General features: G+C 31.6%; 17 protein-coding genes. 11 read left to right on the top strand and 6 right to left on the bottom strand.

Annotated features, from left to right (window positions below):
- Window positions 1–106 precede the first annotated feature (106 nt).
- From rpmH to L8U00_RS05205, 11 genes are read left to right on the top strand one after another with little or no spacing between them, the layout of a single operon-like run.
- A complete protein-coding gene (gene rpmH / locus L8U00_RS05255) occupies window positions 107–241 on the top strand; it encodes a 50S ribosomal protein L34 (protein ID WP_012661270.1) in 135 nt (44 codons plus the stop codon).
- Window positions 238–564, top strand: coding sequence for a ribonuclease P protein component (gene rnpA, locus L8U00_RS05250; protein WP_263664026.1), 327 nt, complete (start codon window positions 238–240; stop codon window positions 562–564). Before rpmH ends, rnpA begins: the two co-directional genes overlap by 4 nt.
- Window positions 552–935 carry a membrane protein insertion efficiency factor YidD gene (gene yidD, locus L8U00_RS05245; RefSeq protein WP_263664027.1) on the top strand — a complete coding sequence of 128 codons (384 nt, stop codon included), beginning with the start codon at window positions 552–554 and terminating at the stop codon, window positions 933–935. The genes rnpA and yidD overlap by 13 nt, the downstream gene beginning before the upstream one ends.
- Window positions 899–2,479 (top strand): membrane protein insertase YidC, encoded by a 1,581-nt coding sequence (yidC, locus tag L8U00_RS05240; protein WP_263708776.1) that lies wholly within the window; start codon window positions 899–901, stop codon window positions 2,477–2,479. Before yidD ends, yidC begins: the two co-directional genes overlap by 37 nt.
- Window positions 2,463–3,308: a Jag N-terminal domain-containing protein gene (locus L8U00_RS05235; protein WP_263708775.1), complete on the top strand. Its 846-nt coding sequence runs from the start codon at window positions 2,463–2,465 to the stop codon at window positions 3,306–3,308. The genes yidC and L8U00_RS05235 overlap by 17 nt, the downstream gene beginning before the upstream one ends.
- Window positions 3,305–4,633, top strand: coding sequence for a tRNA uridine-5-carboxymethylaminomethyl(34) synthesis GTPase MnmE (mnmE, locus tag L8U00_RS05230; RefSeq protein ID WP_263708773.1), 1,329 nt, complete (start codon window positions 3,305–3,307; stop codon window positions 4,631–4,633). The genes L8U00_RS05235 and mnmE overlap by 4 nt, the downstream gene beginning before the upstream one ends.
- A gap of 12 nt (window positions 4,634–4,645) precedes the next feature.
- Window positions 4,646–6,823 carry a phosphoribosylformylglycinamidine synthase subunit PurL gene (purL, locus tag L8U00_RS05225; RefSeq protein WP_263708772.1) on the top strand — a complete coding sequence of 726 codons (2,178 nt, stop codon included), beginning with the start codon at window positions 4,646–4,648 and terminating at the stop codon, window positions 6,821–6,823.
- 2 nt (window positions 6,824–6,825) lie between these two features.
- A complete protein-coding gene (locus tag L8U00_RS05220; protein ID WP_263708771.1) occupies window positions 6,826–7,596 on the top strand; it encodes a DnaJ domain-containing protein in 771 nt (256 codons plus the stop codon).
- Entirely contained in the window at window positions 7,593–9,125 is a 1,533-nt protein-coding gene (purH, locus tag L8U00_RS05215) for a bifunctional phosphoribosylaminoimidazolecarboxamide formyltransferase/IMP cyclohydrolase (RefSeq protein ID WP_263707030.1), read from the top strand. The genes L8U00_RS05220 and purH overlap by 4 nt, the downstream gene beginning before the upstream one ends.
- A gap of 14 nt (window positions 9,126–9,139) precedes the next feature.
- Window positions 9,140–10,732 carry a methyl-accepting chemotaxis protein gene (locus tag L8U00_RS05210; protein WP_263708770.1) on the top strand — a complete coding sequence of 531 codons (1,593 nt, stop codon included), beginning with the start codon at window positions 9,140–9,142 and terminating at the stop codon, window positions 10,730–10,732.
- A gap of 11 nt (window positions 10,733–10,743) precedes the next feature.
- Window positions 10,744–11,157, top strand: a complete 414-nt coding sequence (locus tag L8U00_RS05205; protein WP_263664006.1) for an META domain-containing protein — start codon at window positions 10,744–10,746, stop codon at window positions 11,155–11,157.
- 10 nt (window positions 11,158–11,167) lie between these two features.
- On the opposite strand, the gene pyrF is transcribed toward L8U00_RS05205, so the two are convergent.
- Genes pyrF through L8U00_RS05175 form a run of 6 tightly spaced genes read right to left on the bottom strand, consistent with a single transcriptional unit; the run spans window position 11,168 to window position 15,839 of the window.
- Window positions 11,168–11,851 carry an orotidine-5'-phosphate decarboxylase gene (gene pyrF, locus L8U00_RS05200; RefSeq protein WP_263708769.1) on the bottom strand — a complete coding sequence of 228 codons (684 nt, stop codon included), beginning with the start codon at window positions 11,849–11,851 and terminating at the stop codon, window positions 11,168–11,170.
- Window positions 11,848–12,246, bottom strand: a complete 399-nt coding sequence (gene nusB / locus L8U00_RS05195; RefSeq protein ID WP_263678852.1) for a transcription antitermination factor NusB — start codon at window positions 12,244–12,246, stop codon at window positions 11,848–11,850. The genes pyrF and nusB overlap by 4 nt, the downstream gene beginning before the upstream one ends.
- 1 nt (window position 12,247) lies before the next feature.
- Window positions 12,248–12,718 (bottom strand): 6,7-dimethyl-8-ribityllumazine synthase, encoded by a 471-nt coding sequence (gene ribE, locus L8U00_RS05190; RefSeq protein ID WP_039628154.1) that lies wholly within the window; start codon window positions 12,716–12,718, stop codon window positions 12,248–12,250.
- A gap of 12 nt (window positions 12,719–12,730) precedes the next feature.
- The gene (kdsA, locus tag L8U00_RS05185; protein ID WP_263708766.1) at window positions 12,731–13,534 is read right to left on the bottom strand and encodes a 3-deoxy-8-phosphooctulonate synthase; all 804 of its coding nucleotides are present in this window, start codon (window positions 13,532–13,534) and stop codon (window positions 12,731–12,733) included.
- Window positions 13,535–13,555: 21 nt separating this feature from the next.
- Window positions 13,556–14,917, bottom strand: coding sequence for a uracil-xanthine permease family protein (locus L8U00_RS05180; protein WP_263658722.1), 1,362 nt, complete (start codon window positions 14,915–14,917; stop codon window positions 13,556–13,558).
- A complete protein-coding gene (locus tag L8U00_RS05175) occupies window positions 14,907–15,839 on the bottom strand; it encodes a DMT family transporter (RefSeq protein WP_263708765.1) in 933 nt (310 codons plus the stop codon). The genes L8U00_RS05180 and L8U00_RS05175 overlap by 11 nt, the downstream gene beginning before the upstream one ends.
- Window positions 15,840–15,850: the final 11 nt, after the last annotated feature.

Genomic DNA, 15,850 nt, shown 5'->3' with positions numbered 1-15,850 from the left:
TAGCAAAAAGTTTTAAAATAACTCTTAATTAAAAGCAGATTTAAGTAAGATTTTGCTAACATACTCGCTTATTATTTTGTTTTTTATTTTAAGTTAAGGAAAAAATATGAAAAGAACATATCAACCACATAAAACTCCTAAAAAAAGAACTCACGGCTTTCGTGTACGTATGAAGAGCAAAAATGGTCGCAAAGTGATCAATGCTAGACGTGCTAAAGGTAGAAAAAGATTAGCGGTATAAAAGATTTTCTAAGTATTAACGACTTAGGAGAGTTTGCAGCAATTTATAAAGAAGGTAAAAAATGGCATTGCGAAGGCATGATCATCTTTTACTCTTTAAGCGAAGAAAAAAAATTCGCCGTTGTTGCTAGTAAAAAAGTTGGAAAAGCTGTTATAAGAAATAGAGCCAAAAGGCTCTTAAGATCAGCTTTTTTTCAGGTTAAAAATCAAGTTGAAAACGGAAAATACATACTTGTAGCTAAAACAAGTATCACTGAAATTCCTTTTTTAAAATTAGAAAAAAACTTGAAATGGGGTTTGAAAAAAATAGGATGCATAAAATAGTTTGTCTAAAATTTATCAGATTTTATCAACTCTTTATCAGTCCTTTTAAACCACAATGCTGTAGGTATTACCCAAGTTGCTCTGAGTATGCCTTATGGCAATTTAAAAAAAATAATATTTTTAAAGCATTTGGTGCAGTTTTTTTAAGAATTTTAAAATGCAATCCGTTTTTTAAAGGTGGTATTGATTATCCTAAAATACGCAAGAATAATCTAAACTCAGGTATATGTTTTAAACCTAGTTTTAATGCTTTAAAACAACTCAATTATCTTTATATCCCTTGCAACGATAATCAATTTTTTTTAATTAAGATTATATTTCCAAAGGACAATCCGTGTCAGAAAATTTATCTCAACAAAAACGCATATTAATTGCTGTTGTATTATCATTTTTATTTTTTGTAGTTTATGATTATTTTTTTATACCCAAAGCTCCGCAAACTGAGAAAAATATCACTCAAATAGAACAAAACAACTCAGCTCCACAAAGCACTACAAGTACTAACTCTCAAGCTCCAAAAACAGAACTTAGCGTTAATCAAAAAGAAGAAATAGCAGTTGTTAAAAGTGAACATTTTGAAGCACATATTGACTCTTTAGGTAGGATAGCTAAATTTTATCTAAGTGATGAAAAATACAAAGATGAAAATGGCAAAAGTATTAATCTAGTAGATACTTCTTTATCACCTTTACCATTAGAAATAAGATTTAGTGATGCAAAAATCAATCAAGAGGCATTTAATACACCATATACCACAAGTCAAAAAACTATCAATGTCAGCGATGAAAACACAACCTTGATCCTTACTCAAAATTTAAATGATTTAGTAGTAACTAAAAAAATCACTTTCCATAAATATGGAAACTATGATTTAGAAGTTAATCTAAGCAAAGACGCAGCTTATTTTATCACACCAGGTTATCGTCCAAATATAGCAGTTGATAGCTATACAGTACATGGGGTTTTGATCTTAGATAAAGATGATAAAATCACAATGTTAGAAGATGGCGATGTAGAAAATGATGAAAGTTTTTCTAATGTAACCCTTATGGCGGCTTCAGATCGCTATTATAGTGCTTTCTTTTATAATTTTGAAAAACCACTCAATGCTGTAGTTACTAAAGATAATCACGAAAATTCTATCGTTTTTGCAAGTGCGACAAATACTTTTAAGGCAAGCGGTTATGTTGGCTCAAAAGAGCATGAAATTTTAAGAAGCATTCATGCGGATTTAGATGATGTTGTGGAATATGGTTGGTTTACTTTTATAGCTAAGCCTATGTTTGAATTTTTAAATTTCTTACATGGCTACATGGGCAACTGGGGTTGGGCTATTGTAGTGATGACTTTAATTGTGCGCATTATTCTTTTCCCACTTACTTACAAATCAATGCTTTCTATGAATAAACTCAAAGATTTAGCGCCTAAAATGAAAGAAATCAGAGAACGTTATAAAGGCGATCCGCAAAAGATGAATTTGCACATGATGGAACTTTATAAAAAACATGGTGCAAATCCTATGAGCGGATGTTTACCAATACTCATTCAAATTCCAATTTTCTTTGCAATTTATAGAGTTTTACTAAATGCTATAGAGCTAAAAGCTGCACCATGGGCTTTTTGGATTACAGATTTATCTGTGATGGATCCATGGTTTATCTTACCTATATTTATGGGTCTAACTATGTTTATCCAGCAACTTATCACACCAATGGCTATACAAGATCCTATGCAAGAAAAGATTATGAAATTTTTACCATTAATTTTCACTTTCTTCTTCTTAACCTTCCCAGCAGGTTTAACTTTATATTGGTGTGTAAATAATATATGCTCACTTATTCAACAAGTGATTGTAAATAAACTTTTCAAAAACCACAAAAAAGAGGAAATAGCTAAACATGAACATAGAAGCTAAAGACTTACAAACTGCACTCATAGAAGCCTCAAAACAACTTGAGTGCTCTGTGATTGATCTAGAATATGAAGTTATTCAACATGCTAAAGCAGGATTTTTTGGTTTGTTTAGAAAAAATGCTATTATTTGTATTAAAGGACACAAAAAAACCAAAAAACCTCATCAAGAAAAAGCTAAAAAAAATCAAAACGAGAATTTTAGCAAACATTCACAAAAAAATCTTGAAAAAAATGAACACTACAAAGAACACAGAGAAAGTTTTCAAAAACCACTTGAAGCCAATGCTCCAACTAAAGAACATTATAAAGTAAAAAATGATGCTATTTTTGATTCATTTCATAAAGAATCACCAGAAGAAAAAAATATCGCTTCTTATATTGATGAGATAAAAATTTCACTAGAAAATTTACTGGCAACTTTTGATTTTGATATCAAGGTTGTACAAGTTAGTGTTTGGGACGAAAATTGTGTATTGATAAAACTTGATGGAGAAGATGCAGCTTTACTTATAGGCAAAGAAGCCCATAAATATAAGGCTTTTTCATATTTACTTTATAACTGGCTTAGCGCTAAATATAAAATTCAGCCAAGGCTAGAAATTGCTCAATTTTTAGAAAATCAAACCCAAGCTATAGAAAATTATTTAAAAATTCTTATAGAAAAAGTAGAGAGTACAGGAAGAGTCCAAACAAAGCCTTTAGATGGAATTTGGCTAAAACTTGCATTAGAAAAATTAAGAGAACGTTTTCCTGATAAATATGTAGCTATTAAACAAAATGACGATCAAAGATACATCGTTGTAAATGATTTTTTGAAGAAAAATGAATGAATGACACTATAGCTGCTATAGCCACAGCCCATGGAGTGGGCTCTATAAGTATCATTAGAGTAAGTGGGGAGAAAGCTTTAGAGCTTGCATTGAAAATTACCCACAAAAAAGAATTAACGCCCCGCTATGCACACTTGTGCAAACTTTATAAAAACAACAATGACTTCTTAGATGAAGCTTTAGTGATTTATTTTAAAGCACCCTACTCTTTTACAGGAGAAGATATAGTAGAATTTCAACTTCATGGGGGTTTTTCTTTGAGTGAAATTTTACTTGATGAGCTTATTTTAGCAGGAGCGCGTCTTGCTAGCCCTGGAGAATTTAGCAAAAGAGCTTGTTTAAATGGCAAAATGGATCTTTTAAAAGCTTTAAGTATACAAGATGTCATCATGTCAAAATCAACAAGTGCTGCAAATATCATAGCAAAAAACATTAAAGGTGATTTAAGTAAATTTTTAAATACCATTAGAATGGATCTTGTTCAAACCCTTGCTTTTGTAGAAACTAGTATTGATTATGCAGATGATGACTTACCACAAGATTTACTTGATCAAATCATTACCATGTGTGAAAAAAATTCAAAACTTTTACGCGATATAGTAGATATTTCTTTAAGTAAAAAAGGACTTATAGAAGGCTTTAAAGTTGCTATTATCGGTAAACCAAATGCAGGAAAAAGCTCATTATTAAATTCACTTTTAGCATTTGATAGAGCTATTGTTTCTAATATTGCAGGTACCACAAGAGATCGTATCGAGGAAAGCTTGAAAATAGGCTCACATTTAATCAAAATTATCGACACAGCAGGTATAAGAAATGCAGATGATGAGATAGAAAAAATCGGAGTTAACTTAAGCTATGAAAGCATTAAAGAAGCAGATATTATCATAGCTGTTTTTGATGGATCTAAAGAATTTGAAGAAGAAGATGAGCGTATTTTACAAGCTTTAAAAAATTGTGATAAAAAAATCATTTATGTTTTAAATAAAAGCGATCTAACCACCAAATTTGAACATGAAATTAGTACTTCTTGCATACGCATTTGTGCTCAAGAAAACACCCAAGCCATTAAGGAAAATTTAAATGAATACTTAAATACTTTAGATGGCGATGGAATGCTAATTAGCAATACCTTAATACTCAATGCTTGCAAGAATACTAGCGAAGCTATTTTGCGCGCAAGGGATTTATTAAAAGAAAGTTCTTTAGAACTTTTTGCTTTTGAACTAAATTTAGCCATAGGAGAGATAGCCCAATTCACAAAAGATTTTGAAAGAGATGAAATTTTAGATGCTATGTTTAGTAATTTTTGTTTAGGTAAATAAAAAGGAGAGAAAATGGATAAAGAAATTATAAAACAACACAAAATTAGTGACGAAGAATATCAAGAAATTTTAAATATACTAGGCAGAAAGCCTAATTTACTAGAGCTTGGAGTAATTTCTGCTATGTGGAGCGAGCATTGCTCATATAAATCAAGCAAAAAATACCTTAATGGCTTTCCAACCAAGGCTCCTTGGGTAATCCAAGGTCCTGGTGAAAACGCTGGGGTGATAGATATAGGCAAAGGAATGGCAGCTGTATTTAAAGTAGAAAGTCACAATCACCCAAGCTTTATAGAGCCATTTGCAGGTGCAGCAACAGGTGTGGGCGGAATTTTACGTGATGTTTTTACCATGGGCGCAAGAGTTGTTGCAGGTATGAATTCTTTAAAATTTGGCAATATCCACGATGAAAAAATAGGCAAACATCAAAAATATTTAGTTAAAGGTGTAGTAAGTGGAATTTCACACTATGGTAATTGCATGGGTGTGCCTACTATTGGTGGAGAATGTGCTTTTGATGAATGTTTTAATGGAAATATCTTAGTTAATGCTTTTGCGCTTGGAACTTGCAAAATCGAAGATATTTTTTATGCAAAAGCTGAAGGTATAGGCAATCCTGTAATTTATGTGGGTTCAAAAACTGGTCGCGACGGGCTTGGCGGAGCTGTAATGGCAAGTGATAGCTTTAATGAATCTAGTAAAAGCTTAAGACCAACCGTGCAAATTGGCGATCCATTTGCTGAAAAATTGTTAATGGAAGCTTGTTTGGAACTTTTCAAAACTGATTATATAGTTGGAATTCAAGATATGGGTGCAGCAGGACTTACTTCAAGCTCTTTTGAAATGGCAGGACGCAGTGGTAGCGGTATGAAACTTTATCTTGATAAAACTCCTATGAGAGAAGAAGGTATGACTCCTTATGAGTTAATGCTAAGTGAATCTCAAGAGAGAATGCTAATTTGTGCCAAAAAAGACTATGAAGAAAAAGTTATAGAAATTTTTAATAAATGGGGGCTTGATGCAGCTATTATAGGCGAAGTTACCGGTACTGGCAAAATGGAACTATTTTGGCATGATGAATTAGTTGGCTTAATCCCTATTGAACCACTAAGTGAAAAAGCACCTATACTTGATAGACCTGTGGCTAAACCAAAATACTTAGATGAGATAAAAAACTATCAATTTAAGCTCAACATTCCTACCCAAGAAGCATTTGAAAAACTCCTTGCAGATGAAAATGTTAGCAATAAAGCTTATATTTATGAGCAATTTGACTCAAGCGTACAAACCAATACTTTAAAAAGCAATGGAGCTCTAGGAGCCAATAGCATTAGAATCAAAGAAAACAACTGCTTACTTTCTATGGCCATTGAGTGTAACTCAAGATTAAACTATGTAAATCCAAAAATCGGCGCAGCAGCAGCTGTTGCAAGTGCAGGAAGGAAAATAGCATGCTCAGGAGCTAGACCTTTAGCAATTAGCGATTGTTTAAATTATGGTAACCCACAAAACCCTGAAGTAATGTGGCAATTTGCCCAAGGTTGTGAAGGTATTAAACTCGCTTGTAAAGAACTCAATACACCTGTAGTAAGCGGAAATGTTTCTTTATATAATGAAACCGATGGAGTAAGTATTTTTCCAAGTCCAACCATAGCTTGTGTTGGAGTAAATGAAAAAGCAGAAAATGTCTTAAAATCATATTTTAGCAAAGATACTAGCGCTATTTATCTACTTGGAGAAAGCAAAGGTAGTTTTGGTGGATCTTTAATTGCTAAAGCACTAGATCAAAAAGTAGCAGGAGAGCTTGAAGATATAGATTTTAACGCAGAATTAAAACTATGGGATTTCCTATTAAAAGCAAACGAAGCAAAATTACTTGATTGTGCTAATAGCATAGGTATAGGTGGTCTTGCTATTACCTTAGCTAAAATGAGCGCAAAGGCAAATTTAGGTATTGAAATAAAAACTAATTTTGAAGATAAGAGTTTTATTTTCGAAGAAAGTCCAACAAGAGTTATAGTTGGTGTTAAAAATGAAGGAAAATTTATCAAATTTGCAAATGAAATAGGAGTTAAATTTACAAAACTTGGAAATTTAAATGAAAAAGATTTCATTTTAGATGATATTAAGATATCTTTAGCAAAACTACAAACAATTTATTTTGATAAATTTAATGAGTATTTAGGATAAAAATGCTTTTTGTTTTACTCGTATTGGCAATTTTGGCATTTTATTGGTATTATAAAACATGGGGTAAAGATGATCTTTTAGGCTCTTTAAAAAAAGGAGCTAAAAGTTTCTCTCAAGGTTTTAAACAAGGCTATCACGAAGAAAGAATTGATGGATTTAAAAGAAGATTAAACTACTATGTTATAGCACTTTTAGCAAAAATAGCAAAAAGTGATGGCAGAGTTAGTGAAAATGAAGCTAATATGATCTCACAAATTCTTGATTACAATGCTAAAGATTCAAGAGAAAGAGAATTTTTAAAACAAAGTTTTAATGAACACAAAAACACCTTAAATGACACCTATGAAGTAGCCAAAGAACTCATCAAGGAAGTACCTTTACCTCAACAAGAAAGAATTAATATATTAAATGTTTTGGTCGCAATGGCCTTGATTGATGGAGAACTTAACAGCACTAAAAAAGATGTATTAAAAGTCATTGTCAAAGCATTTAATCTTGATGTAAATATACTTGAGAGACTTCTAAATTCTATGCAAACTCAAAAGGTGGGTATGAATTTGCAAAAAGCATGTGAGGTCTTAGGTGTAAGCGAAAATGTAAATTTACAAGAGCTTAAAAAACGCTATAGAGAACTTGCTAAAAAATATCATCCTGATATTTTAAACGCAAACAACAGCGATGAAGCAAAAATAAAAGAAGGTGTAAAAAAATTTCAAGAAGTTAATGAATCTTATGAATTTTTAAAACAATACATAGAAAGGAAAAATCAATGAAAGCACTAATTAGTGTCAGTGATAAAGAAGGAGTAGTAGAATTTGCTAGTGAGCTTGCAAAATTAGGTTTTGAGCTTTTATCTACTGGAGGCACTTATAAGCTTTTAAAAGAAAATAACCTACAAGTACAAGAAGTTAGTGATTTTACTCAAAGTCCTGAAATGTTTGAAGGACGTGTAAAAACCTTGCACCCAAAAATTCATGGCGGAATTTTGTACAAAAGAGAAGATGAAAGCCACCAAAAGCAAGCTAAAGAGTATAATATAGAAAGCATAGACTTACTTTGTGTAAATTTATATCCTTTCAAAAAAACTACAATTTTAACCCAAGATTTTGATGAGATTGTAGAAAATATCGATATCGGTGGTCCCGCTATGATACGCAGTGGCGCAAAAAACTTTAAAAATGTCATTGTAGTTTGTGATATTTTAGATTATGATAAAATCATACAAGCTTTAAAAGATAATACTTTAGATCTTGATTTTAGAAGAGCTTTGATGATCAAAGCTTATGAGCATACAGCAAATTATGATGCTTATATAGCAAATTATATGAACGAGCGTTTTAATGGTGGTTTTGGAGCAAGTAAATTTATTGTAGGTCAAAAAGTGTTTGACACAAGATACGGAGAAAATCCTCATCAAAAAGGTGCTTTATATGAATTTGATGACTTTTTCACACACAATTTTACAACCTTAAAAGGCGAGGCAAGTTTTAACAATCTAACCGATATTAACGCAGCTTTAAATTTAGCAAGTGCTTTTGATAAAGCTCCAGCAGTAGCCATTGTAAAACATGCAAATGCTTGTGGTTTTGCTATAAAAGAAAACTTACTCCAAAGCTATATCCATGCGCTTAAATGCGATACCTTGAGTGCTTATGGAGGAGTTGTAGCTATCAATGGAACCTTAGACAAAGAATTAGCACAAAAAATCAATGAAATTTATATAGAAGTAATCATTGCAGCAAATGTAGACGATGATGCTTTGGAAGTTTTTAAAGATAAAAAACGTATTAAAATCTTTACACAAAAAGCGCCATTTTTAACTAGAGCTTATGATAAATATGATTTTAAACATATAGATGGTGGTTTTGTATATCAAGATAGCGATGAAGTTAAAGAAGATGAATTAAAAAATGCGGTATTAAAAAGCGAAAGAAAAGCTAATGAACAAGAATTAAAAGATCTTGAAATAGCTATGAAAATTGCTGCATTTACCAAATCAAATAACGTAGTTTATGTAAAAAATGGCGCTATGGTGGCTATTGGCATGGGTATGACAAGTCGTATTGATGCAGCTAAAGCAGCTATTAATAAAGCTAAGGAAATGGGACTTGATTTAAATGGTTGTGTTTTAGCAAGCGAGGCTTTCTTTCCATTTAGAGATAGCATAGATGAGGCTAGTAAAATAGGTGTAAAAGCTATTATTGAACCAGGTGGAAGCATAAGAGATGAGGATATCATCCAAGCTGCTAATGAATATGGTATTGCACTATATTTTAGTGGCGTAAGACACTTTTTACATTAACACAAGGAGCTTAAATGTTTAAAAGCATAGGTGCAAAGATATCTTTAGCAATGATTTCTACATTGCTAATTAGTTTTATTATTATGCAAATTATTTTACAAAAAGACTCTCAGCAAACGACCGATAGAATCAGCCGTGCACATTTAGATACCTTAAGTACTTCTGTTTTTCAAACATTAAGAATGGCAATGAATTTAGGTGACCCTGCTATTATAGAACAAGCTATAAAAGATGCTGGAGAAATTGAAGGCATAAAAGATATTAAAATTTATCCTTCAAAGGGCACAATTGAACTTTTTGAAATGCAAAAATATATAAAAAGTGATGAAAGTATCATCAACGAACAATTTAACAAGCCGCAAATACAAGCTGTTGAAATCAATAACAATCAAGGACATTATCTAAGACTTATACGCCCATTAATCGCTAATGAAAGTTGCTTAGCTTGTCATGCTAATGCTAAAGAAGGTGATGTTTTGGGTGTTATGGATATGTACAATGATTTAAAACATGTAGATGATGATTTGGCAAGCTCAGCTAGAACTTATATTATAATCTTTAGCATAGCTTTACTTTTTACTGTTTTTGCTGTGCTTTATATTTTAAAAATAGTTGTGGGTAATCCGGTTTTAGATCTTTTAAAACACGCTAAAGAATTAGCTAGCGGCGATGGGGATTTACGCGCAAGAATCAACATAAAAAGCACTGATGAAATAGGCAAAGCTTGCACCTACATCAACCAATTTATTGAAAAAATTCAAAATGCAGTGATTTCTACTAATGAAAATTCTCAAATGGTAGATAAACAATCTAAGCTTTTAAATACCAATGCGCTTGATCTAGCAAATAGAACAAAAGAAGGTCACACAAAAACTGATGAATCTTATCATTTAAGTGAGCAAATTCATACAGAGTTGCAAGATCTTGCTGAGCTTTCAAACAATGCAAATAAAGCCAATACAAAATCTTTTGAAGTTTTAAACACCATGCTTGATTCATTAAATCAGGTAGTAGATAAAGTAAGAGTTGTTGCAGAAAATGAAGATGTTTTATCTCAAAAAGTTGAAGTTATGGAAAAACAAGCAGAAGAGATCAAAAAAGCTTCTGATATGATGGGAGAAATTGCTGATAAAACTAATCTTTTATCATTAAATGCAGGTATTGAGGCTGCACGTGCTGGAGAATTTGGTCGTGGTTTTTCAGTTATTGCTGAAGATGTAAGAAATCTTGCTCAAAGTTCAGAAGAATTTTTAAAAAATATTGCTATTGTCACCAAGCAATTAGTAGATAGTATTAATGAAGTTTCTAAAGAATTAAAACACAATGCTAAAGAAATTAATTCTTTAAACCAAGATGCAAAAGATCTTGTAGAAGGGACCAATGAAGTAAAAGTTTGCAATGAAAATGCAAGAGACTTAGCAAATGCTTGTATGCAAAAAATCTCAAGCACACAAGAAACTTTACAATCTTTACTTGATAAAATGCAAGAAACGGTAAAATTAAGCGATAAAAATGAAGAAATTTCAAAAATTTTGCTTGATGTTGCTCATGAGTTAAATGTAGTTTGTCAAAATTTAGAAGATGAATTAAAACATTTTCATGTATAAGGAGAATAAAAATGAGAAAAATAATCACATTAAGCATAGCAAGTTTAGCTGTTTTTAGTGGGTGTTCTGTGGCAAATTTAAGTGTTGATGATTTACAAAATAAAGAATTTACCATAAGTTCTTATAAAGCAAATGGAAAAAGCTACGAACTTCCTCAAAATACAAAAACAAGTATTAGTTTTGACAATAAAGACAAAAGGCTTTTTGGAACAGCAGGATGTAATAGATTTTTTGGAAATTATAAAGATCAAGGAAGCAGCATAAAAATAGAAGACAATCTTGCTTCAACAAAAATGCTTTGTGATCAAGAATCTATGAAATTTGAAGACAATTTCCTAAGATACTTTAATGGAGAATTTAAAATCATTAACGATGATGATGGAATTGTTTTAGAAAATAAAAAAATGAAAGTTTATTTAAAATAAGCCTTAAGGCTTATTTTAAATGCTCTAATATATCCTCGCAAACCTCTCTAGGTTCTTTTGCTTTATAAATAGGTCTTCCAACCACAATAAAATCTGACAAATTATCCTTAGCACACTCTATATCAGCTACTCTTTTTTGATCATCTGAATTTTCTTTAAACGGACGAATTCCAGGCGTTAATGTAATAAATTTTGTACTTGTATTTTCTTTTATCAGCAAGCTTTCATATACTGAGCAAACCATACCATCAAGACCACTTTCATAACTAATTTTAGAAAAATCTTTAACAGCTTGTTTAATATCTTGTTTATACACACTAAAAAATTCTTGCTCATCAAAGCTAGTTAAAGCAGATACGGCAAGCACTAAAGGTCTTTTGCTTAAAGCATTTAAGCGCTCCATAATCATACACATAGCACTTTTACCTGCACTTGCATGGATATTAAACATATCTACATCAAGTTTAGTAAGTTCTTCACAAGCATCTGCCATAGTATTTGGTATATCATAAAGCTTTAAATCTAAAAATATTTTAAAATTATCCACTTTTTTAATCGCTTCTAAAAGCTTTACTCCATCTCTTAAATACGATCTAAGCCCTATTTTAACCCAAAGATCTAAACCTTTTAATTCCTTGGCTAAATTTATACACTCATCATAGCTTGCCACATCAAAAGCCACGCAAAGTTTCATTGTGCTTCCTTGTTGATTTTATCTAATACTCCATTGATAAATTTAGGAGCATTGTCCCCTGCCATTTCTTTTGCAAGCTCTATAGCCTCGTTAATGATAATCGCTTTTTGTGTAGAAGTAAATAAAATCTCATAAGCACCTAAACGCAAAATGGCCTTTTCTATACTAGCTACTCCATCTAATTTGTGTTCTTTCAAACACTCATTGATTTTCTCATCAAGCAAAGCAAGTTGCTCATTAATGCCATTATACAAATCTAGAGTGAATTTTCTTTGATCATTGCGAATTTTTTTCTCATCTAAAAATTCATTAATAAAATCTTTATTTTCTTGGTTTAGCTGTGCTGCATAAAGCAAAGAAACAATACTTTGTCTTACTTGGTGTCTAGTAGCCATTTTAAGCCTTAATTTTTTGGATTAAATTAAGCATTTCAACCACAGTAAGCATAGCTTCAAAACCTTTATTACCTGCTTTACTACCTGCTCTTTCTATGGCTTGCTCTAAAGTATCAGTTGTTAAAACTCCAAAGCTTACAGGTATATTAGTTCCAAGTCCTACGCTTGCTATACCTTTAGTAGTTTCAGCCGCTACATAATCAAAATGTGGCGTACTTCCACGAATTACCGCTCCAACACAACAAATTCCATCAAATTTTTTACTCTCACAAGCTTGTTTTAGCGCAAAAGGAATTTCAAAAGCACCTGGCACTAAAATAAGACTTAAGTTCTCTTCCTTACCCCCATGTCTTAAAAAAGCATCTTTAGCACCTTCAACTAAACGATCTGTGATAATATGATTAAATCTTGCATTAATAATTGCAATTTTCTCATCACCTTTTAAACTTAAATTTCCTTCTATTATCTTCATATTTTTCCTTTTTTAAATGATTTCTTGAATTTTTAAAAGCGTATTTACGCAATTTTTAAGTCTTGAAAGATCAAGCATATTTGGTCCATCACATAAAGCCTTACAAGGGTCAATGTGCGTTTCAAAGAAAAATCCATCTACACCCACACTAGCTGCAGCTCTTGCTAAAGGCTCTACAAATTCACTTTTACCTCCACTACTTCCACCATTTGCTCCTGGCATTTGCACACTATGAGTAGCATCAAAAACAACCGGAGCATATTTTCTCATGATAACCAAACTTCTCATATCTACAACTAAATTTCCATAGCCAAAACTAGAACCCCTCTCAGCTACAAAAACACCATTTTCTTTGGCTATTTCAAAACCTTCTTCGTTAATGCCTCTAGTTTGTAAAATTTTAGCTACGCTGTATTTAATGTCTTCAGGATTTAAAAATTGCCCCTTTTTTACATTTACCTTAGCTTTTGTTTTAGCAGCAGCCACCAATAAATCAGTTTGCCTGCATAAAAAGGCAGGAATTTGTAAAACATCTATAACCTCAGCCGCAATACTTGCTTGAGAACTCTCATGAATATCAGTTAAAATTTGCATGCCAAATTTATCTTTAACTTTTTGCAAAATTTCCAAGCCTTTTTCAATACCTGGTCCTCTAAAACTATTAATACTGGTTCTATTTGCTTTATCAAAACTTGATTTAAAATAAAAATCAATTCTATCATCTTTTAAAAAGCATTCAAGCTCTTGTGCAACCTTAAAAACAAGCTCTTCATTTTCTATCACACAAGGCCCTGCTATTAGTATCATTTTTTTCATCATTTTTTCCTTGTTTTTTTATTATTTTACTTTATTTTTATTATTTTCTTCAAGAGGAAAAACAAAATTTAAAATAATAGCTGTAATCCCACCTGCTGCAATCCCTGAAGAAAATAAAGTTTTAAACCACATTGGCATAAATTCTAAAATATCAGGATTATTAGAAACTCCAAGTCCTATACCCAAACTCATAGCTATGATGATAATAGAACGACGGTTTAAATTTTCTTTAGAGATAATCCTAACCCCCGTTGCAGCTATAGTACCAAACATCACTAAAGTTGCCCCACCTAAAATAGGTTCTGGAATTTGCAAAGTAATATCAGCCACAATAGGAAATAAACCCAAAATCATCAACATAAAAGCTACAATAAACCCTACATAGCGACTTGCAACACCTGTTAAAGCTATGACACCATTATTTTGCCCAAAACATGAGTTTGGAAAAGTATTAAAAAAGGCCGAAACAAAAGAATTAAAACCATTTGCCAAAACTCCACCTTTTAATCTTTTTGCATAAAGTTCACCTTTAACCGGCTGATTTGAAACTTCACTAGTAGCGCTAATATCACCAATTGTTTCTAAAGAAGTTACCATAAAAACTAAAATCAAAGGTAAAATGAGATTATAATCAATACTCAAACCATAGTGCAAAGGATCAGGTAAAAACATTAAAGGTAAATTTTCATTAAAATTAAAGCTAAAATTTTCAAAAGTCATAGCCACTAAAAGCCCTATTATCATAGCTATAAATAAAGAAGAAATTCTTATATATGCATTATTAAAGCGATTTAAAACAATAATGCTAAAAATCACAACTCCGGCTAATAATAAATTTTGCAAAGAACCAAACTCACCACTTGCCTTAGCCGCAAATCCACCTCCTGCACTCACAAGACCAACATTAATCAAACTAAGACCTATAATCATCACTACTATACCTGAAACCAAAGGCGAAATCACTCTTCTAATAAAAGGTAAAATTTGAGAAATAATCATTTCAGTGGTAGAACAAAGCATTAAAGTGCCAAAAATAGCCCCAAGCATTGCTTCTTGTGATAAACCATTGTTTTTTAAAACAAGTCCACCTAGTATAATAGGCGCAACAAAGTTAAAACTAGTCCCTTGAATAGATAAAAGTCCACTCCCTATAGGACCCCAAGTTTTAATCTGTAAAAGCGAAGCAACACCTGAAGCAAAAAGTGACATGCATATAATTCTAGCTGTATTAGTATCATCTATTCCAAGACCCTTACAAATTAATAAAGCAGGTGTAATCACAGCCACAAACATAGCCATTAAATGCACCAAAGCAGCAAAAAAAGCTTTAGCAAAAGGCGGTTTATCTTCTAAACCATAAATTAAATCTGTTTTATTTTCCATTTTTATTTCCTTTTGTTTGCTTACTAACCAAAATAATTCCTCCTATAATAATGCTAAAAATTCCTATAAAAACCATCAAACTAGGAAATTCATCTCCTAATAATATGCCCAAAAATAAAGTAAAAACTACATCTATATAACTAACCCCAGCAACAACCCCTGCCTTTTTTGCAACCCCATAAGCTTTGGTAACATGAATTTGATACATTGCTCCAAAAACACCCATTAAAATAATAAAAATCCAAGCTTTAAAACTAGGCACAACAAAAGGAGCAATTAAAAAATCAAGTTCTTTTATTTCATAAAAAGAACCTATAATCATAGACATTAAAGGCATTAAAGTACCAATTAAAACAAAAGATAAAGCTATAAAAGGTGCTGGATATGATTTTCTAAGCTCTCTTACACTAGTTAGTGCCAAGGCTGCACAAAAACCACTTAAAATTCCCAAAATGCTATTTTTTAAATCAAAACCTGAATGCATAGTACTATCTGCAAAAGGCTGACAAATTAACAATACTCCTATAAAAGCAATCAAAATCCCAAAACAAGCTTTTAATCCCAAGCTTTCTTTAAAAAATAAAAAAGCAATTAAAGCTATAAAAATCGGTGCTGTTTTTTGAAAAGCAAAAGCTCCACCTAAAGAAATATTAGAAACATTATAAAAGAAAAGATATAAGGCAATCGTTCCTATAACACCTCTAAAAATAAGCAAACCCAAACGACCGCCGCTTTTATGAAAATTTAATTTTGAAAGCGCATAAAGCATAAAAGCTGTGCCTATGATATTTCTAAAAAACATAATTTCAATCGATGATAATTCTTCACTAAGAATTTTTGCACAAGCGCCTACAAGTGCAAATTCTATGGAAGCAATAATCATAAAATATATACCTAAATTTTTTTTAACTATTCTTAACATATAAATTCCAT

It is taken from the genome of Campylobacter sp. IFREMER_LSEM_CL2256 (assembly GCF_025771645.1).
GTDB lineage: Bacteria > Campylobacterota > Campylobacteria > Campylobacterales > Campylobacteraceae > Campylobacter_D.
This window is presented reverse-complemented; position numbering and strand designations above follow the sequence as displayed.